Source organism: Fretibacterium fastidiosum (assembly GCF_964642095.1).
Lineage (GTDB): Bacteria > Synergistota > Synergistia > Synergistales > Aminobacteriaceae > Fretibacterium > Fretibacterium fastidiosum.
Window position 1 is genome coordinate 786,862 of the sequence record NZ_OZ209244.1, and the last position, 19,012, is coordinate 805,873.

Annotated in this window: 15 protein-coding genes and 1 tRNA gene; 10 read left to right on the top strand and 6 right to left on the bottom strand. The window is 65.2% G+C overall.

Annotation, left to right across the window (positions count from 1 at the left end; translation table 11 throughout):
• Positions 1 to 4: 4 nt before the first annotated feature.
• Positions 5 to 1,285, bottom strand: a complete 1,281-nt coding sequence (locus ACK28C_RS03595; protein ID WP_015556058.1) for an amidohydrolase — start codon at positions 1,283 to 1,285, stop codon at positions 5 to 7.
• Between the two features lie 885 nt (positions 1,286 to 2,170).
• Between ACK28C_RS03595 and ACK28C_RS03600 the strand changes: the two genes are divergently transcribed.
• Entirely contained in the window at positions 2,171 to 2,536 is a 366-nt protein-coding gene (locus ACK28C_RS03600; protein WP_208872618.1) for a hypothetical protein, read from the top strand.
• A gap of 90 nt (positions 2,537 to 2,626) precedes the next feature.
• Here ACK28C_RS03600 and cysS read toward each other — a convergent pair whose 3' ends face one another.
• Complete coding sequence (cysS, locus tag ACK28C_RS03605; protein ID WP_409152451.1) at positions 2,627 to 4,048, bottom strand: cysteine--tRNA ligase; 1,422 nt, start codon at positions 4,046 to 4,048, stop codon at positions 2,627 to 2,629.
• A gap of 167 nt (positions 4,049 to 4,215) precedes the next feature.
• Here cysS and ACK28C_RS03610 point away from each other — a divergent pair, with 167 nt between their 5' ends.
• Both ACK28C_RS03610 and ACK28C_RS03615 read left to right on the top strand, forming a co-directional pair.
• Entirely contained in the window at positions 4,216 to 5,523 is a 1,308-nt protein-coding gene (locus ACK28C_RS03610; protein ID WP_208872617.1) for an MFS transporter, read from the top strand.
• A gap of 122 nt (positions 5,524 to 5,645) precedes the next feature.
• Positions 5,646 to 6,908, top strand: a complete 1,263-nt coding sequence (locus tag ACK28C_RS03615) for a dicarboxylate/amino acid:cation symporter (RefSeq protein ID WP_015556056.1) — start codon at positions 5,646 to 5,648, stop codon at positions 6,906 to 6,908.
• Positions 6,909 to 6,989: 81 nt separating this feature from the next.
• Here ACK28C_RS03615 and ACK28C_RS03620 read toward each other — a convergent pair whose 3' ends face one another.
• The gene (locus ACK28C_RS03620) at positions 6,990 to 7,436 is read right to left on the bottom strand and encodes a thioesterase family protein (protein ID WP_015556055.1); all 447 of its coding nucleotides are present in this window, start codon (positions 7,434 to 7,436) and stop codon (positions 6,990 to 6,992) included.
• Positions 7,437 to 7,565: 129 nt separating this feature from the next.
• Between ACK28C_RS03620 and ACK28C_RS03625 the strand changes: the two genes are divergently transcribed.
• A tRNA-Ser gene (locus tag ACK28C_RS03625) sits at positions 7,566 to 7,653 on the top strand.
• A 1,038-nt stretch (positions 7,654 to 8,691) separates the two neighbouring features.
• On the opposite strand, the gene ACK28C_RS03630 is transcribed toward ACK28C_RS03625, so the two are convergent.
• The gene (locus ACK28C_RS03630; protein WP_015556054.1) at positions 8,692 to 9,882 is read right to left on the bottom strand and encodes a MalY/PatB family protein; all 1,191 of its coding nucleotides are present in this window, start codon (positions 9,880 to 9,882) and stop codon (positions 8,692 to 8,694) included.
• A 332-nt stretch (positions 9,883 to 10,214) separates the two neighbouring features.
• Here ACK28C_RS03630 and ACK28C_RS03635 point away from each other — a divergent pair, with 332 nt between their 5' ends.
• Entirely contained in the window at positions 10,215 to 10,709 is a 495-nt protein-coding gene (locus ACK28C_RS03635) for a hypothetical protein (protein ID WP_208872615.1), read from the top strand.
• Positions 10,710 to 10,715: 6 nt separating this feature from the next.
• On the opposite strand, the gene ACK28C_RS03640 is transcribed toward ACK28C_RS03635, so the two are convergent.
• Positions 10,716 to 11,654: a chemotaxis protein CheV gene (locus tag ACK28C_RS03640; RefSeq protein WP_015556053.1), complete on the bottom strand. Its 939-nt coding sequence runs from the start codon at positions 11,652 to 11,654 to the stop codon at positions 10,716 to 10,718.
• 234 nt (positions 11,655 to 11,888) lie between these two features.
• Here ACK28C_RS03640 and ACK28C_RS03645 point away from each other — a divergent pair, with 234 nt between their 5' ends.
• The 5 genes from ACK28C_RS03645 to ACK28C_RS03665 all read left to right on the top strand — a co-directional run bounded on the left by ACK28C_RS03645 (position 11,889) and on the right by ACK28C_RS03665 (position 17,933).
• Entirely contained in the window at positions 11,889 to 12,518 is a 630-nt protein-coding gene (locus tag ACK28C_RS03645) for a cyclodeaminase/cyclohydrolase family protein (RefSeq protein ID WP_015556052.1), read from the top strand.
• A 9-nt stretch (positions 12,519 to 12,527) separates the two neighbouring features.
• On the top strand, positions 12,528 to 12,905 hold the full coding sequence (locus ACK28C_RS03650; RefSeq protein WP_208872614.1) for a 4'-phosphopantetheinyl transferase superfamily protein: 378 nt from the start codon (positions 12,528 to 12,530) through the stop codon (positions 12,903 to 12,905).
• 327 nt (positions 12,906 to 13,232) lie between these two features.
• Entirely contained in the window at positions 13,233 to 14,780 is a 1,548-nt protein-coding gene (locus ACK28C_RS03655) for a sodium:alanine symporter family protein (RefSeq protein ID WP_015556051.1), read from the top strand.
• Positions 14,781 to 14,904: 124 nt separating this feature from the next.
• Positions 14,905 to 16,824 (top strand): ankyrin repeat domain-containing protein, encoded by a 1,920-nt coding sequence (locus ACK28C_RS03660; protein ID WP_015556050.1) that lies wholly within the window; start codon positions 14,905 to 14,907, stop codon positions 16,822 to 16,824.
• A 155-nt stretch (positions 16,825 to 16,979) separates the two neighbouring features.
• A complete protein-coding gene (locus tag ACK28C_RS03665; RefSeq protein WP_015556049.1) occupies positions 16,980 to 17,933 on the top strand; it encodes a putative metalloprotease CJM1_0395 family protein in 954 nt (317 codons plus the stop codon).
• A 79-nt stretch (positions 17,934 to 18,012) separates the two neighbouring features.
• On the opposite strand, the gene ACK28C_RS03670 is transcribed toward ACK28C_RS03665, so the two are convergent.
• Positions 18,013 to 19,011, bottom strand: coding sequence for an NAD(P)H-dependent glycerol-3-phosphate dehydrogenase (locus ACK28C_RS03670; protein ID WP_015556048.1), 999 nt, complete (start codon positions 19,009 to 19,011; stop codon positions 18,013 to 18,015).
• Between the last annotated feature and the right edge of the window lies 1 nt (position 19,012).

Below are 19,012 nucleotides of genomic sequence, written 5' to 3' on the forward strand. Positions count from 1 at the left end.
AGGGTCACTGGCTCAGCAGCGACTCCGCGATGGCGGCCATGGCCCGCGCGCCGAGGATCATGCCCCGCTCGTCCACGTCGAAGCGCCCGTTGTGGTGCGGCGCGGCGATGTCCGCGCCCAGCGCCATGTAGGCGGCCTCGCCGCCCCTCTCCTGCACGCGACGCATGAACCACGTGGCGTCCTCGCTGCCGCCGGCCCGCACGGTATCCAGTACGCTGCGGAATATCCCCGAAGCCCGCAGCGCAGCGCCGACGCGCCGGACCAGCTCCTCGTCGCCCCTGGCGGTGGTCCCCTCGCCCGCCTTGCTCAGCTCCACCCGCACGCCATACATCTCCGCCGCGCCCTTCAGGACCTCCTCCGCACGCCCGTAAACGTAGTCCGCCACCTCCTGAGTTTCACCCCGGGTCTCCACCTTCATCAGGGCCTCGGCGGGGACGACGTTCCGACCCGTTCCGGCCTGGAGCACGCCCACGTTCAGGCGCATGGCCCCATCCCGATGCGGCGCGATGGAGTGCAGCCCCAGCGCGGCCGCAGCCGCGGCCAGGAGCGCGTTGCGCCCCATGTGCGGGGCTCCCGCGGCGTGGGCCGGCACGCCCGTGAAGCGCGCGTCAAGCTTCGTCGTGGCCAGGTAGCCCAGCGAGTTCAGCCCGAAGGTCCCCGTCGGCACCCCGCCTCCGATGTGCATGGCCAGGAAGAAGTCCACGTCGTCCACGACGCCCTTCTTCATCATGGCGTAGGCGCCGCGGCAGCCCTCCTCGCCGGGCTGGAAGATCAGGCGCACCCGCCCGCAGAGCCGCCCCTTCATCTCCGTCAGGAGCTCCGCCACGCCGAGGCCGATGGCCGTGTGGGCGTCGTGCCCGCAGGCGTGCATTCGGCAGGGGTTGACGCTGGCGAAGCCCTCCTTCGCAGGACGATGGTCGGGCGACATGTCCTCGCCCACGTCCACGCAGTCCATGTCGAAGCGGAAGGCCAGTGTCGGTCCAGGGCGGCCCGTGTCCAGGTCCGCCGTCACGCCCGTGTACCGGCCCATCCTCTCGATCCGCTCCCGATCCCCGCCCTGCTCGACGGCACGGGCGATCTCCCGGTCGATCTCCTCCTCGGAGGGGCGCCCCATCACGGAGCCCGCGTCGATGACCTCACTCCCCATCTTGAGGGCGTACCCCAACCCCTCAAGCCGCGCTGCCACCAGCGCGGAGGTGCGAAACTCCGTCCAGGCCGGCTCCGGGAAGCGGTGCAGGTCCCGCCGCGTCTCGATCATCCTTCGCTCCAGTTCCTTCAAGTCCATCGCTCTCATCCCTCCAGATCCCCCAAGTCCGTTCACAACGTTCATCCTTATACTTTAGCACGACCGGCACCCCGTGGACAGGATGTTTGTGCTTAGACCACCCTCCTTCCCGCAGGGAAGGGCTCGACCGGGACGGAGCCGGACAACACGAGGCCCCTCCTGACGGAGGGGCCTCGTGTAAGGGGGAAGGATTCAGGTATGGATGAAGCAGGGGGACGCCGTGACACAAATGTCTCGCGGGAACCTGGACGTGCCTTCCGCCGAGCGTAGGGGACTTCGGATGGGGACGAAGGCTCACAGAAACATTTACGCTTATTTTATCGCATACGGCTCCAAAATCCAACCCCGTCTTTTAAGTTTCTCAACGAAATTTTGCCCCGCGGCGGCACGTCCCAACGGGAGGGGCGTCCGGGGCCCGTCTCCGGGCAAGGCCTTCCACCAGACGAGGGGGGGCTTCGCTTCGGATCGACATGCGCCCCTCCGAACCGGGGAGGGGCGCACATAAGGGGGAAGGATACAGGTTTCGATGACGCAGGTATGGCCGCCCTGGAATGGTGGAGAACAAAGTCCAGCAGCACGCCTCCACAAGGAAGAGGCGTGCCCCGCGGCACGTCATTGAAAGCGGTTGTCAAAAACGGACTCGAAGGCCCGCTTTTCAATTCTATCGCAAGCGCCCAAAAACTCCAAGGATTTTTTACGACAACTTCAGCCTTTCATCCGGTGCCCAAAAACGTCCCGGAGCGGGCTGCAAGCTGAGATCAGCCTCGAAACCGCCTCCGAAGGGTCCGCTTGCGCGCGAAAATTTTTTGCGCTTTTTTACGCATTTCATTGTACAATAAAGCCGCTGAGAAGTTATTCAGGACGGCTGGAAACGGAGAGAAGGGTATGTCCATGAACATGAAGAGGATAACGGGACGGGCGATCCTCGCCCTTTTGCTGGCCTCCGCGATCGGGGCTGCGCTGGCGCTGGGAGCGGACGCGGCAAGCAGCGCGAGGAAACGGGCCCGCCTTAAGAACACGCCGCCGCCGGGCTGGCAGTTCGAGGTGGGCTACACGCTCTGGCGCGCCCAACGAGGGCTGGACGCCACGCCGCAGACGTGGAAGAAGTATCAGCGCGAGAGGAAGCGTCTCGCCCAGCGGGGCAAGCTCCGGGGGCTGGACACCAGGCTCCTGAACTCCGTGGACTGGACGATCGAGGAGCTGGCGGAGTTCCTCGAGGTGCAGCAGGAGCAGATGAGGGCGGACAACTAGCCCTCCAGGGGAGCACCGCGACAACAGGACGTTCAAAGCGAAAGGGCGGGGCCTCAAAGAGGCCTCCGCCCTTTTGTGCTCCCTTACGGCTTAGAGCTCCCGTTTCCACTTCGTGCCCTGGGGCGTGTCCTCCAGGATGATGCCGCGCTCCTTCAATTGGGCCCGGATCTCGTCGGAGCGGGCGAAGTCCTTCGCCTTGCGGGCCGCAAGCCGCTCCGCGATCAGGCGTTCGACCTCCTGGTCCCCACCCTCTTCGGACTCCGCCTCGTCGGGGCCGATGACGCCCAGCACGTCGTCGTAGGTCTTGAGGGCCGCCTTCGCCGTCTCGAAGAAGGCCCTGGGGAGCGTCTCGTGGTCCTTCAGGGTCGTGTTGACGAGGTGCACGACGTCGAAGAGGACGCCAAGGGCCGCCGCCGTGTTGAAGTCGTCGTTCATGGCGTCGGCGAACCTCCCCTCCAGCCGTTTCATCTTCGCCTGGAAGGCCGCCGGGTCCAGGTCCGACTCATCGCTCTGACGGTTCTTCGCGGCGAAGTCCAGGTCGGACCGGCAGTTCCGGAGCCTCGTCACGCCGCTGGCCGCCTGCTCCAGCCCGGAGGGGGCGAAGTTGATGGGGCTCCGGTAGTGGGCGCTCAGCATGAAAAACCGCAGCGCCAGGGGAGGGTACTTCTCCAGCGCCGCCCGCGCCGTGAGGAAGTTGCCGAGCGACTTGGACATCTTCTCGCTGTCGATGAGCAGGAAGCCATTGTGCAGCCAGTAGCGCACGAAGGGCTTTCCGTTAGCGGCCTCGCTCTGGGCGATCTCGTTCTCGTGGTGAGGGAAGACCAGGTCCACGCCGCCCGAATGGATGTCGATGGTTTCGCCCAGGTATTTCGAGGACATGGCGCTGCACTCGATGTGCCAGCCGGGGCGCCCCCGGCCCCAGGGGCTGTCCCACGCCGGCTCGCCGGGCTTCTCCGCCTTCCACAGGGCGAAGTCCAGCGGGTCCCGCTTCTTCTCCCCCACCTCGACGCGGGCGCCGGCCTCCAGGTCGTCCAGTCCCTGCCGGCACAGGGTGCCGTACTTCGGCCAGCTTCGGACGTCGAAGTAGACGTCGCCGCTTGAAACGTAGGCGTGGCCGTTGTCCATGATCCTCTGAATCGTGGCCACGATCTCCGGCACGTTCTCCGTGGCGCGGGGGGCGACCGTGGGCGGACGGATGCCCAGCGCCTTCGCGTCCTTCCGGTACTCCGCGATGAAGCGCTCCGCCAGCTCCGGGACCGTCGTCCCCTCCCGGTGCGCCCGATGGATCATCTTGTCGTCGATATCCGTGAAGTTCTGAACGAAGGTTACCTTGTACCCCAGGTGCTCCAGCCATCGGCGCAGCACGTCGAAGACGATGAAGGGCCGGGCGTTGCCGATGTGGAAGTAGTCGTATACCGTCGGCCCGCAGCTGTAGAAGGAGACCTCCCCCTCCTTCAGCGGGACGAACGGCTCCTTTTTGCGCGTAAGATCGTTGTACAGCATCAGGCTCAAATCAACAGCACCTCCGAAAAAATACGATCCGCCCGCGTCGGGACAGCGCGCTGCGGGCTCTCCGCACCGTGCGTTAGTTGAGTATAATAGTGCGGACGGGGCAGGGCGCGTCCTCGCCCCACGTCTATTGTACCTGTTTTTCACTTTGATTCGGAGGTAGAATAACCTTGTCCGTTAAAAATCAGTTTTCCCTGCTGATGACGAGCCGCTTCCTTCCGCTCTTCCTGACGCAGTTCCTGGGCGCCTTCAACGACAACTTCTTCAAGAGCGCCCTCATGATGCTCATCACCTTCCGCCTGGCGGACGAGTCGGGCACGGACCCCCGCGTCATGGTCAACGTCGCGGCGGGGGCCTTCGTCCTCCCCTTCTTCCTCTTCGCCTCCCCGGCGGGGGACCTCGCGGACCGCTGTGACCGCGCCTTCCTCATGCGCCAGGTGAAGCTGGCGGAGATCTTCATCATGGCCGGCGCCGCCGTCGGGTTCTGCCTCGGCGACATCTGGCTCCTGATCGTCGTGCTCTTCCTGATGGGGGCACAGTCCACGTTCTTCAGCCCCGCCAAGTACAGCATCCTGCCCCAACACCTGGCTCAGGACGAGCTGATCGCCGGCAACGGCCTGATCCAGATGGGGACCTACCTGGCCATCCTGAGCGGCGCCATCCTGGGCGGCGTCCTCATCCTGCGCCAGGGGGGGATTTACGTGGTGGGGGGGATCGCCGTGTTCATCGCCGCCGCGGGGTGGGTCAGCAGCTGGTTCATCCCCCCGACCCGGCCCATCGACCCGACGCGCCGCATCTCCCCTCGTTTCCTCCGAAGGACATGGGAGATGGTCCAAAGCATCGTCCCCATGAGGGAGGTCTTCGTCCCCATGCTGGCCATCTCCTGGTTCTGGCTCGTGGGGGCGACGTTTCTGGCGCAGTTCCCCACCTACGCGCGCCTGGTGCTGGGGGCGGACGAGAACGTGGCCACCTCCTTCCTGGCCATCTTCTCCTTCGGCATCGGCATCGGTTCCATAGCCTGCAACGCCCTCCTGAGGGGACGCGTCACGGCGCGCTTCGTGCCGGCGGCCGCCTTCGGCATCGCGGCGGCCAGCGTCCTCCTCTGGATGTTCAGCGACAGGCCTCCCACGCCGCCGGGAGCCTGCCTGATGGGCCTCGGCGCGTTCCTCGAGAGCCCCGCCAACTGGCCCATCCCCCTCTGCCTCCTCCTCATCGCCTTCTGCGGAGGGCTCTACATCGTCCCCCTCTACGCCGTGATCCAGAGCCAAGCCCCGGAGGGCTGCGTCGCCAGCATCATCGCCTGCGCCAACATCTCGGACTCCATCTTCATGACGGCGTCCGCGGTGGGGGCGAGCCTCCTCATCTCCTGGGGGTGGAGCATCGCCCAGATATTCATCCTCATGGGCCCCCTGACGGCCGTCGCAGGCTTCATGATCTCTCTGCACCTGAACGGCTCCGGCTGTCGGATAGAAGGATGAAGGCAGAACGCGCAGAATCGCAAAAATATTGTACAATATAAAGAGGATATGGGTTCAGACGACCGCCGCACCCACCTCCCGCCAGGGGTGGAGGGCGGTTCCCTTGAAAGGAGAGAGCACGAATGAGCGAGAACGGTGGCAAAAGGAAAGTTTCCCTGCTTGTAAAGATCAGCATCGGCTTCGTTTTGGGCGTCCTCTTCGGCTTCGGGATCGGTCCGCTCCTGGGCACGTCCCCCTTCCTCAGCGGGTGGGTCATGCCCTTCCTGGACCTGGTGGGCAAGATCTTCCTGACCCTGCTGAAGATGATCATCGTCCCGCTGGTGTTCGCCTCGCTGGTGACGGGAGCGGCCTCCGTCGGGGACACCAGGAAGCTGGGGCGCATCGGCGTCAAGACCCTGGCGCTCTACCTCGTCACCACGGCGGTGGCCATCGTCATCGGCCTCATGCTGGGCAACGTGATCGACCCCGGCACGGGCATGAACATCCCCACCGGGCTGAAGGCGGAGGCCAGGGAAGCCGTGCCGATCCTGGACGTCATCCTCGGCATCTTCCCCTCCAACCCGCTGGAGTCCATGGTGAAAGCCAACATGCTCCAGATCATCGTCTTCGCGCTCTTCTTCGGCGTCTCCTGCATCCTGGCGGGCGAGCGGGGCCGAAAGATCGCGGACTTCTTCGAGGGCGTGGCGGAGGTCATGTACGCCATGACCCACACGATCATGCAGACGGCCCCCTTCGGCGTCTTCGCCCTCATCGCGGTCACGGCGGCGAAGTACGGACTCGCCATCCTGGCGCCCTTCGCCAAGGTCATCGCCGCCGTCTACCTCGGCTGCGTCCTCCACGCGGTCATCGTGTACTCCGGAATGATCGCCGCGCTCTGCCGGCGCTCGCCCCTGTGGTTCTTCCGGGGCATCCAGGAGGCCGCCATCACGGCCTTCGCCACGCGCTCCAGCTCCGGCACCCTGCCCATAACCTACAGCAACGTGCGCTCCAACCTCGGCGTCTCGGAGGGGGTCAGCTCCTTCGTGCTGCCCCTCGGCGCGACGATCAACATGGACGGGACGGCCCTCTACCAGGGCGTGTGCGCCCTGTTCGTGGCCCAGGCCTTCAACGTCCCGCTGACGCTTCAGATGCAGATCGGCATCGTCGTGACGGCGACTCTGGGCTCCATCGGCACGGCGGGCGTGCCCGGAAGCGGGCTCATCATGCTGACCATGGTGCTGACGAGCGTTGGGCTTCCCATCGAGGGCCTCGCCCTCGTGGCGGGCATCGACGCCATCCTGGACGCGGCGCGCACCTGCCTGAACGTGATCGGCGACACGGCCGTCTGCGCCGTCGTGGCAGTCAGCGAGGGCGAAGAGCTCCTCGGAGGCCGGGAGCAGGGCTAGGAGCCAGGCGACCGGAGCCGAAAACGACGACGAAGGGACGGGCCGATCCCACTCGGCCCGTCCCTCTTTTGTGCGCCAACGTCACTCCGGCGTCCTGCAGGCTCCTGCGCCTGCCGTCATCGCCCCCAGCCAGTCCGCCAGCGCGTTGCCGTGCCGGAGGAGCCTGCCGTCGGTCGAGGTGAAGGCGTGCCGCGTGTACCCCTCCGCCGCCAGCTTGCCATCCGCCGCACGGAACACGCGGCAGCGAAAGGTCACGCTGACCTTCGACAGCTCCACGACGGCCGTCTCGATCTCGATCTCGTCGTCGTAGCGCAGCGAGGCCTTGTAGCGGCAGTGCGCCTCGACCACCGGCAGCAGGATCCCCTGGGCCTCCCACCCCGTGAAGCTTCGGCCCTGAGCTCGACAGAACTCCGTCCGGCCCATCTCAAACCAGTCCATGTAGCGCCCGTAGTAGGCGATGCCCATCTTGTCCGTCTCGCCGTACCGCACCCGGGTGCGGCAGACGAACGCCCCTCTCCCCTCCATCATCCCATCCTCCCAAGGGCACGGGACGCGCCGTCCCGTCCGTCGTTTGACGCCTATTTTAAGGGCGGCGGCCGGCGAATTCAAGGCGTGAAATCCCCGCAGCTCCAGGGATTGTGATATAATCGCAGGCGCGGAGGACTGGCCGAGCGGTCGATGGCGGCTGACTTGAAATCAGTTGAGGCGCAAGCCTCCAGGGGTTCGAATCCTCTGTCCTCCGCCAGTCGTTAAAACCGATGGTTCCCGATCCTCTCAATAGCCCCCGCTCACTGGGCGGGGGCTCTATCTCCCGGTCATGCCCAACGGCCGAAAGTACTGGCGGATGCGCTATTCCTGGAGGGGGAAGGAGCCCCCCCTGCCTTCGGCGTGTACCCGGAGGTCTCGCTCAAGATGGGCAGGATGAAGCGGGACGAGGCCCGGCTGACACTCGCTCAGGGGGTCAACCCCAAGACGGGCAGGTGCTTCGGTACGTGGTGGCCCGGTGGGTGGATTACTTGGAGCGATTGGTTGGGGTGTAATTTGAATTGGGAGGTGGACAGGATGATCTCTATCGATATGGCCCGCACGGACACCATCGATGTGGATCCGGCAGAGTTTTTCAGGATGATACCAATTTGCGTCTAAAGGGCAAGAAAGGCCCCCCTGCAAGGGGGGCTGCCCCGAAGGGGCTGGGACTGACGGCCCGTGAGCGGCAGCGAACGGCAGCCGGAAGCCTCCCCGAAGGGGAGGGGTGTTTTTCATAAGACGGGCCTGTCTGACATTCCCCGCCAACGCCTCCACAAGGCAATCCATTGCCTTGCTTCGGCACAGCCGACCAACGCAGCGCTGCAATCGCTGACGCGATTGTATAAGCTGCGTCGTCTGGCCGAGCTGCGGAAGTCCCCCGGACTTCCTTCGCCCTCAGCCGACCGACCGGCCGCCGCAATCCTCCCGAAAGATCGGCTTGCGTGAAGCCGGTCGTCTGGCTGAGCTGCGGAAGTCCCCCGGACTTCCTTCGCCCTCAGCCGACCGACCGGCCGCCGCAATCCTCCCGAAAGATCGGCTTGCGTGAAGCCGGTCGTCTGGCCGAACCCCTCCGCCGCCCTTGGCGGCACCTCCCCTTTCAGGGGAGGCAATCCATATTAAACGCGAATTGGTATTATGCGTGAGGGCGTTGCAAGCGAAACGATGAAGGATAAAATAGCGGGGCCCCAAGGAGCCCCGCTTTATATCTTCGCCGCCGTATCCACGGCCCCACGGACCGCCAGGCAGCGTCCTTCCTCTACTCGAAGGCCCGCGCCATGCGGTCCACGGCCTCCCTGAGGGTGCTCCTTGGGCAGGCGAGGACGATGCGCTCAAAGCCCGCGCCCCCCTCGCCGAAGATCCAGCCCTCGTCCAGCCAGACCTTGCCCCGCGTCAGCATCCGCTTCTGCAGCGCCCTCTCGTCGCTCTCCATGGCGCTGAAGTCCATCCAGGCGAGGTACGTCCCCTCGAGGGGCATCACCTTCACCTTCGGCAGCTTCTTCCCCATGTACTCCACCAGGAAGTCATAGTTCCCCTTGATGTAGGCCAGGACCTCGTCCAGCCACTTATCCCCGCGGCTGTAGGCCACCTCCATCGCCGTGATGGCGAAGAGGTTGGGATCGGACAGGCTGTTGCGGGCCTTGACGTTCTCAAACCGCCGGCGCATCTCCGGGTCCGGGATGATGGCCGCCGTCGCCTGCAGGCCGGCCAGGTTGAAGGTCTTGCTGGGGGAGATGACGGTGATCGAGTGGGCGGCGAACTCCGGGTTCAGGCCGGCGAAGGGGATGTGCCGGTAGCCCGGCATGACGATGTCGCAGTGCAGCTCGTCCGCAAAGACGCGGACGCCGTGCCTCATGCAGATTTCGCCGACGCGCTCCAGCTCCTCCTCGCGCCACACCCGCCCTATGGGGTTGTGGGGGCTGCACAGGATGAAGACCGTGGTACGGTCCTCCGCCGCCCGCCGCTCGAAGTCGTCGAAGTCCATCTCGTAGCGGCTGCCCGAACGGCGCAGGCAGCTGCAGGACAGGAGGCCGCCGTTGTTGTGCACCGTGCGGTAGAAGGGATAGTAGACCGGCGGCTGAATGATGGCGGTGTCGCCCACCTGACAGTACGCCTGCATGGCCATGTGCGCCGCGCTGACCGCACCGGGGGTGAAGGTGATCCACTCCCGCTTGATGCGCCAGCCGTGACGCCGCTCCTGCCAGCCGATGATGGCGTCATAGCAGGCATCCGGCACCTTCGTGTAGCCGAATATCCCGTGCCTCACCCGCTCCGCCAAAGCCTCCGTGATTTCGGGGGCCACCTCGAAGTCCATGTCCGCCACCCACACCGGCAGGACGTCACGGTCCACCGGGTACTCCACCCCCGGAATCGTCTTGTTGGGGTCCGCGTCCCACTTGGAACAGCTCGTGCCGCGCCGGTCGATCACCTTGTCAAAATCATAAGCCATTCAAAAAAGCTCTCCTCTCGAAAACGCTCTCGGAAGCCGGAAACGCTCCTCAATCGCTCCTTAAAATAAGTTCTTAAACCTTCACTCAGGTTATGATATCCTATGTCCTTGAAAAAATCCTCCGAAAGGGTGTCGAGATCGTGCGGAAAAAAGGACGGCGCAGGCGGCTGAGCAAAGCTCTTTTCGTCGCGGGGGGCCTGGCTTCCCTGGCGGCCGGCGCGACCGTGTGCCTTCTGCTGCAAAGCGCACCGCACCGGGACGCGCCGGCTCTTTCCTCCGCTCCCTGGCGTCAAGGGACTGCGGTCCCCCTCCCACCCAATCCGCCCGCCCAAGTGGCGCCGCGCGGGGACGAAGTTGTCCGTCTGCCCGCAGGGCGGCCCGGCCGCCGCGCGGACGTCCCGCCCACGACCGTGCCCATCCCAACAAGCCCCTCCCCCAGGGCCGTGGGGGCACCCAGTGGGGCAGCCGCGAACGCCAAAAAGACGCGAGAGGCGGGCCCTGACCTCTCGGCTTATCGCGTCAGGGCGCGGAGCTCGAGCGGGGACTCCCTGCTGCCGGGGGACAGCAGCCTGTCGGCCGAGGCTCTGACGGAAAGCCTGAAGCCGCAAAAGAAGGTTTCCCGCAACGACGAAGGCGGGTGGATGGGGGACGTGTACAGGGGGGCCCTGCGGGCGGTGCACTCCATGGACGAGGCGACGCTCGCCGCGTCCCGGTCGGCGCTGCACGGCGTGGCGGACCCCAGCTCGGCCAGGCTCCGCCCGGGTGGAGGCGGCGTTCAGCTCAAGATCGAAATCCCGCCCGAGACGATAGGGAGGAGGAAAAAGTAACCTTCCTCAGCTTTTCCCTTCCCGCTCCTTCTTCTCCTGGTAGATCTTCATGACGCCCTCGACGAGTTTGTAGATGTCCGGCTTCAGGACGTGCACGATCTTGAGCTTGTCCGCCCTCTCCAGCAGGTCCTTCACCATGATGGACGAGAAGAGGATGACGGGGACCTCCGCCGTGCAGGGGTCCGCCCGCAGGTCCGACACCAGCGTCAGGCCGTCCATCACGGGCATCTCGATGTCGGAGATCAGGAGGTCGAAGTTCTCGTGTTTCCCGATCAGGAGATCGTGGGCCTCCGCGCCGTCCTTGACGGGGTAGACGCTGCTGAAGCCCGACTGCTCCAGGACGTCGCAGATCTGCTGGCGCAGCAGGGGCGAGTCGTCCGCCACCAGGATGTGAAAGTCCTCCACGTTCCCCACTTGATTGAAGTAGGCACTGATGCGGTTCTTGTCGAACATGTGCCGGGCCACCGCCGGCGCCGTGTCCTGGATGATGGCCTCGTAGTCCAGGAGCAGGATGTTGCGGGCGTCGTTCTTGATGACGTAGAGCACCCACTTGTCCGAGATGCCGCTCATCTTGGAGGAGTCCAGGTCGTCGGCACTGACCTGACGGATGCGCTCCACGGAGTCCACCAGAAAACCCAGGCGCAGGTCGTTGAACTCCACAATCATCACCTTCGTCCGCTCCATGGGGATGGGGGAACGGATGCCCAGGAAGACCCGGAGGTCGATGAGGGGAAGGATCGTCTCCCGCACCGTCGTGATGCCCACGAAGGCCTCCGTCGTGGTGGGGACGGGACGACACCCCTGCCAGCGCAAGATCTCCCGCGTCTTGTTCACGTTGATGGCGTAGGCTTCCCCTCCAAGGTCGAAGACCACGACCTCCCACTTCTTTCCCGTCTTCAGAGAGACCTCCCTGACGTCCGCCTGAGCCTGTGCCCGATCTTCCATCTGCCGCTCCTCCGTTTCTGCGCATCCGCTAAAAGGGCGGGGCGGCGCGCCGCCCCGCAGGCGAAAAAAGGACATGCTTTTTGTAAATTATAGCAAAATCCAAGCCAAAAGGCGCGCGAGGGGGATTTTCAGGGTATAATCCTGACATCAAGCTTCATTGTCCCCGGTGAAGGGACAGGGGGACCTGTTCCGCTTTCGGTTTGTTCAGCTCAAGGTTAAAGGAGGAGCATCGACATGAAACTCACGGATCTTTCGCTTAAGGACTTCACGGCAAAACTCGGCTCGGACGCCCCCGCTCCGGGCGGCGGGAGCGCGGCGGCGCTGTCGGGCGCCCTGGGGGCGGCCCTGGTCTCCATGGTCTGCAACCTGACGAAGGGCCGGGAGAAGTACGCCGAGTTCGAGACCCTCGTCGTGAACACGCTCAAGGAGTCGGACGAGTTGGCCGCAGCGCTCCTGGAGGGCGTCCAGAAGGACACCAACGCCTTCGACGGCGTCATCGCGGCCTACGGTATGCCCAAGGGCACGGACGCGGAGAAGGCCGCCCGCAGCGAGGCCATCCAGAGCGCCTACAAGGTGGCCATCCTCTCCCCCGAGGAGACCGCGGACAACTGCCTCGCCGTCATGCGCCTGTCCAGGGACCTGCTGCACAAGAGCAACAAAAACGCGGCGAGCGACCTGGCCGTCAGCGCCCTGCAGGCCTACGCGGGCCTGATCGGGGCCCTGGAGAACGTGGCCATCAACCTCGCCGCCATCAAGGACCAGAACTACGTGAACGACAAGCGCAAGTGGATGGACCTGGCCTCCGACGAGGGCGAGAAACTCCTGAAGGAGGTCCGCGAAGGCGTTCGCGCCATGCTGGCCTGAGGGGCGCCCTTGATCCTGGGCATTGGCATCGACCTGTGCTGCATCAGCCGCATGGAGCGCGCCATCCGCTCGCGCCACTTTCTGGAGCGCGTCTTTCGGCCGGAGGAGATCGCCTACGCGGAGGGCAGGGGCCGCGGACGGGCCGCCAGCCTCGCCGCCGCCTTCGCCGCGCGGGAGGCCTTCTGTAAGGCTTCCGGCGTGCCCCTTGCGACCGTGACCCTGGGGGGCGGCTTCGCACTGCTGCATGAGGGGGGCACACCGCGCGTGCGCCTCTCGCCGGACGTGGAACGCGCCCTCTTCCGCGGACGACCGGGGCGCGTCCTGGTGTCCCTCACCCACGACGGGGACTGCGCCGCAGCGGTGGCCGTCGTCGAGGTTGCCCCGTAACCTCCCGCAAGAGATGCCCGCCCCACCGACGCTCCCTTCGGTCCGCCTCAACGGCGCGCCAAAGGGAGCGCTCTTTGTTAGCAACGCCGCGCCATCCCTCCCCAAGGCCCCATCCGTCCTTTATTGAACCGAAGTAATTGAAATATATTATTCCCCATTTCACGCAACTCCTCTGTATTTTTTCTTCTCAAGCATGTATACTAAATACGTAAGTCTATGATGATTGAAGCGCATAATACCGTTGATCTCTCATATCAACGCTTCAAGTTGGGTCGGAAGCGGGCCGTCAGGCTCGCCAAGTCATAACACAAGGAAGGGGCATGTATCATGGTATTGGGCACTTTTGCGGCGGCAGCGGCGGTATCCGCCGACGTGGCCGCGCAGGCGGAAGCTGCGGGCGGAGTGTTGGACAGCATCCTGTCCTCCCCGTTCTTCACACAGCTTCTGGATTGGGTCAAAGACGCGAACGGCTTCCTGTGGGGGCCGCAGTTCCTGATCCCCCTGCTCTGCGGCACGGGGCTCTTCTTTTCCCTCCGTCTGGGGTTCGTTCAGGTCACGAAGTTCGGCACGGCGTGCCGCAAGCTCTTCGGGGACTTCTCGATCTTCGGGGAGGCTGCCGGCAAGTCCGGAATGAGCTCGTTCCAGGCGCTGGCCACGGCCATCGCCGCACAGGTGGGCACGGGCAACCTCGTGGGCGCCATGACGGCGCTGATCACGGGCGGCCCCGGCGCGATCTTCTGGATGTGGATCGCCGCGTTCTTCGGCATGGCCACGAACTTCGCCGAAGCCTGCCTGGCGCAACTCTACAAGGATAAGGACGAGTCCGGACAGGTGGTGGGCGGACCGGCCTTCTACATCTCCCGCGGCCTCGGCGGCGGCGTCTTCGCCAGGTTCCTGGCGGCCTTCTTCGCGGTCGCCATCATCCTGGCCCTGGGCTTCATGGGCAACATGGTTCAGGCCAACTCCATCAGCGACGCCTTCCACGGCGCCTTCAACGTGGACGTCAGGGTGACGGGCGCAGTCCTCGCCATCGTCGCGGGCGTCATCTTCATCGGCGGAGTGAAGCGCATCGCCGCCGTCATGGAGAAGCTCGTTCCCCTCATGGCCATCCTCTACATCGTCGTCGGCCTGGCGCTCATCGCCATGAATGCCCACCTGATCCCGCGGGTGTTCAAGGATATCTTCACCTGCGCCTTCCAGGCCAAGGCGGTCTGGGGCGGCGCCGTGGGCGTCGCGGTGGCCAAGGCGGCCCGCTACGGCATCGCCCGCGGCCTCTTCTCCAACGAGGCCGGCATGGGCTCCACACCCCACGCTCACGCGGTGGCCAAGGTGAACCACCCCGTCGAGCAGGGCGTCCTCGGCATCATCGCCGTGTTCATCGACACCTTCGTCGTCCTGAACATCACGGTGTTCAGCGTCATGTCCGCCGGCCTCCTCGAGGAGGGCTTCTTCAAGGACGGCGAACCCATCATGAAGGGCATCTCCGTCGTGCAGGCCGCGTTCGAGAACCACTTCCTCGGCGCGTTCGGCGGCCCCTTCATCGCCATCTGCCTCCTCTTCTTCGCCTTCTCCACGGTCATCGGCTGGTACTACTTCGGCGAGACCAACATCCGCTACCTCTTCGGGACGAAGGGACTCCTGCCCTATCAGGTCCTGGTCATGCTCTTCATCTTCATCGGAAGCGTGCTGAAGATCGACCTGGTGTGGGAGCTCTCGGACTTCTTCAACGGCATCATGGTCGTCCCGAACCTCATCGCCATCCTCCTGCTGAGCGGCAAGGTCGTCCGCCTGCTGGACGAGTACAACCGGGGGATTCCCTACGACGCCGAGCGCATCAAGGCCGACCTCCCCACCCCCGGCGACGCGAAGAACTGACCTCAGCGCCACGCTGTCGAACCTCAGGGAGGGCTGCCCTTCAGGGCGGCCCTCCCTTTTTCCTTTCACTCAAAAAGCGTGTGTGACCATGGTAAAATGGCCGAAGGGAAAGGAGTGATCGACAATGTTTTGCACAAAGTGCGGCGCTCAAATCGGCGACGAGGCGGCTTTCTGCGAGCAGTGTGGCGCAAGGACCCGTCGGGGGCAGAGCTCCGACCCAGCCTCGAACCCGACGGAAGAGACGAAGCCCCACCGGAGGGCTCCCAGCCCCATCTCCGACTTCATGGCGTGGTGTATGGTGGGGCTGGAGTGCGCTATCGCCCTCTACCTTGGCCTCTACGTCTTCCAAAACGGATTCTTCATCAACAGCACGGGCTATGAAGTCCCTCAATACCTGGCCTTTCTGGCGGACTGTGCTCTGAGGCTCCTCTGCGCAAAGATGGACTCGGACGTCCTGACGGCAAAGGGCTACCCGGCCCCCTCCATCGCCTGGGCCTTCTTCTTTCCGCCCATTTACCTCTACAGGAGGGGCAAGGCCCTTCAACGTCCTCACACCCTTCCAGCCCTGCTCTCCTTTGCGGCCATGATCGCCTCGACAGGCATCTTCGTAAGTGCAGAGATACGCCGCGCGGAGGTGGAGGCCACAGCCTCCCGCACCGTTTCCGGGATCATCCGGGAGAGGTTCTCCATGGACGTCCAGTGTCTCAAAGTCAAGTTGACCAAACGGCTCTTCAAGGGGAACTACGAGGCCCTGGCCCAACTGAGCAACGGCAGGGCGCTTCCCATTCAAGTGCTGGAACAGCAGGAGGACGTCTTCGTTTCACTGCGCCCCGCCCCCCTTCTGCTGGACGAGCTCTTCTCAAACTTGCTCTCGCTTGGCGATCAGGACACGTTTTCGCCCGCCGAGGCGGAGTCCGTCGACGAAAAGTCCCGCGATAGGCGAAACGCAACCAATCTAGTTTCATCCCTACGTTCCCTCAAGGCTGCCACCTTCCTGTTTTATGCGGACCATGCGGAAAACGGACGGGAAAGGAAGGTGATGGAACTCGTCAACGGACAGGACGGCATTGCCCAGCTAAAGGCCTACCTCGACAATCCGGAGCGATACGGCGAGCGTTACTCCATTTCGCTTTGGGACGCGAGCGATGGATCGCAACGCCTCATGGTCGTCTGCGACCTCTCGGGAGAGTCCGAGGGGGTGCGTCAGGCGCTGCAAGAGAGAGCGCGGTCCGTAGGGCTTTACGAAGGGCGTTCCCAATCGCTGGACGACTTTTACGCCGGAGGAGACTCCGTCTGCATGGTTGCTATGCCCGTCAACCTGGACATGACGCCTCGGATCACGCAGGCACAGCGTGCGGAGTTAAGCGATGCCTTCAGGTCCGGTTCGGCCGCAAGGCTGAAGGAGGTGCTTCAGCGGGAGCGCCTCTCTCCCGATATGATGTTCGAGGACGGGGAGCTCCTCCTGAGGGTAGCCGTAAAGGAGTCACCGAACGCAGACACGATCAAGGCTCTGCTGGCTCTGGGCGCAAACGTCAACGCGGAACGGCGGGACGGGCGAACAGCCCTCACGGCCGCTGCGGACGGAGGGCCTCTGGACGTGGTCAAGGCGCTGCTGGACGCTGGAGCGAACGTCAACGCAAAGAACAGGCACACCGGCTGGACTGTGCTCATGTTTGCGCTAAAAGAGGCAAATCCCGACGTAGTCCGGCTGTTGCTCAATTCCGGCGCAGACGTCGCAGCGGAGAACTCGGATGGGCAAACGCCGTTGGCCTTTGCCGTCCTACAAGGTGCAAGCACGAACGTCCTGAAGATGCTGTTGGACGCGGGCGCGGACATCGAAGCCAGGGACGGGGACGACAACACCCCCCTGATCCTTGCAGCCCAGTACACCTCAAACCCCGACGTCCTGCTCGTGCTGCTGGACGCCGGCGCCGACGCGGGCGCGAGGAACGCGGCGGGTCTGACGGCCCTGGACCTCGCCTCAACGAACCCAAACCTCGATGGAGCTCCAGCCCTGCAGAAACTTCGCAAAAAGACGCAGTAACCCCATCCCCCCCACGCTGCCTGAACCTCAAGGCGGGTTGCCCTTCGGGGCGGCCCGCCCTTTTTCAGCACGGACCGGACGCCGCATGTTATAATAAGGATAAGGTACATTCGCGTTAATTCACTGAAGGGAGAAGGCAAGGAGGGAACTATTCCATGAACGTCACGTCCATGCTCTCGTCGGGCTATCTTGAGCCTGTCATCCGTGAGCCGTCGTCGGACAAGCTTCGAGACGACAGGTGGCTTGGGGCGCAGGGGGCGGTGCGCTCGTCTGCAGCGGGGGAGGGTTCCCTGGCGCTTCAGGAGCGCAGCGTCCTGGACCAGGAGCGAGCGCTGAAAGCGGCAGCGGGCGGAAACGCCGAGGTCTACACGGTCTACCACTACACCGTGGGCGCAGACGGGCGGCGTTACATCACGGGGGCCTCCGTGACCATGAAGGGGCAGGAGGCGGACCTGAACCGGGCAGGGAACGGGCTTGCAACGCAGGAGATCCAACCTGGGGTGCCCCAGGAGGCGGGCGCGGCGGAGGCCGACGAAACGGCCGAAGCCCCGGAAGCCCAACCCCGAACGGACGCAAAGAGCGCGGAGGAACGCCAGAAGGACGCCCAGGTCCAGGAGCTGAAGCAGATCGAGCGGGAGGTCATCGCCCACGAGGCGGCGCACATGGTCGCTGCCGGTGCCCTGGGCGGGGGCGTCAGCTACACCTACACCGCAGGGCCGGACGGAAAGCGGTACATCACCGGTGGGGAGGTCCCCATCCAGATCCAGCAGGGGGCAACGCCGGAGGAGACGCTCCGCAACATGCAGCAGGTGCAGCGCGCGGCGCTGGCCCCGGCGGACCCATCGGGGCAGGACCGCCAGGTGGCGGCCCGGGCGGCGGCCATGGCCGCACAGGCGCGCAGCGAGATCGCCTCAGAGGGCGCACGAAAGGCGGCCCGGAGGACCGACGCGACGCAGGAGGAGGCCCCCTCCAAGGCCGAGACGGTGGCCCGCGGGACGCCGGTGCCCCCGCCGGAAGCGGCGGAACCGGACCCCTCGAAGGCGGGAGCCGCAGCCGTCGTCGCCTCCGTCCGCGCAGCGGACGTCATGGGCCAGCGCGCCGCCGCATAGAGGTCGTTCCCTGACGGAACAGGGCCCGCCGCGGGGTTTGGGAAACCCCGCGGCGGGCCCTGCGCGTTCCTCTCCGCCCCTAAGTCGGCCGGTTCTCCGGCTTAGGCTCCCGAAAGAGCAGCCCCTCGATGACCTCGTGGAGGGACGCGCCCTCGTAGAGGAAGGCAAAGACCCCCTCCGCGATGGGCAGCTCGATGCCGGCGCGCCGGGCGTAGGCGGTGAGAGCGCGCACCGTGTGCGCCCCCTCCACCACCTCTCCGACCTCCTCCGCGGCGAGGGCCGGCGTCTTGCCCCGGCCGACGGCCAGGCCGAAGCGGAAGTTCCGCGAGTGCGCGCTGTAGCAGGTGGCCATCAGGTCCCCGACGCCGGCGAGGCCGGCCAGGGTGAGGGGGTTGGCTCCCATGGCGACGCCCAGCCGCATGATCTCAGCAAGGCCCCGCGTCGCCAGCGCAGCCCTGGCGTTGTCGCCCAGTTCCAGGGCGCAGGCCACCCCCACCGCGATGGCGATGACGTTCTTCACCGCCGCCCCCATCTCGACGCCCAACACGTCGCCGCTCGTGTAGACGCGGAAGTGCGGGCTATTCATCCGCGCCTGCCAGTCCATCGCGACCTCCAGGTCCTCCGAGGCCGCGATGACCGCGGTGGGCAGGTCGCGCACCACCTCCTCCGCGTGGCTTGGGCCGGACATCGCGGCAAGGGAGGCGCCCGGAAGGACCTCCGCAAAGATGCGGTGCGGCAGGAGCCCCGTCGTGATCTCGATCCCCTTGGAGAGCGACAGGAAGCGTTTCCCCTCGACGGGCAGGCCCCGAACCCGCTCCAGGACGTCCCGCAGGCTCTGGGTGGGAATGGCCGTGATCACGTGGCTGGCCGTCGCCAGCGCCGCAGCCATGTCCGGCGTCGCTTCGAGGGAGGGGGCCAGGCCGTACCCCTTCAGGTGCCTGGGGTTCCTGTGGACTGAAGCGATGACCTGGGCCTGTTCCGGGTCCCGACACCACAGCACCGTCTCCAGCCCCCGCCGGGCCAGGCTGTTGGCCACGGCCGTGCCGAAGCTCCCCGCCCCAAGGACCGCAAACCGCATG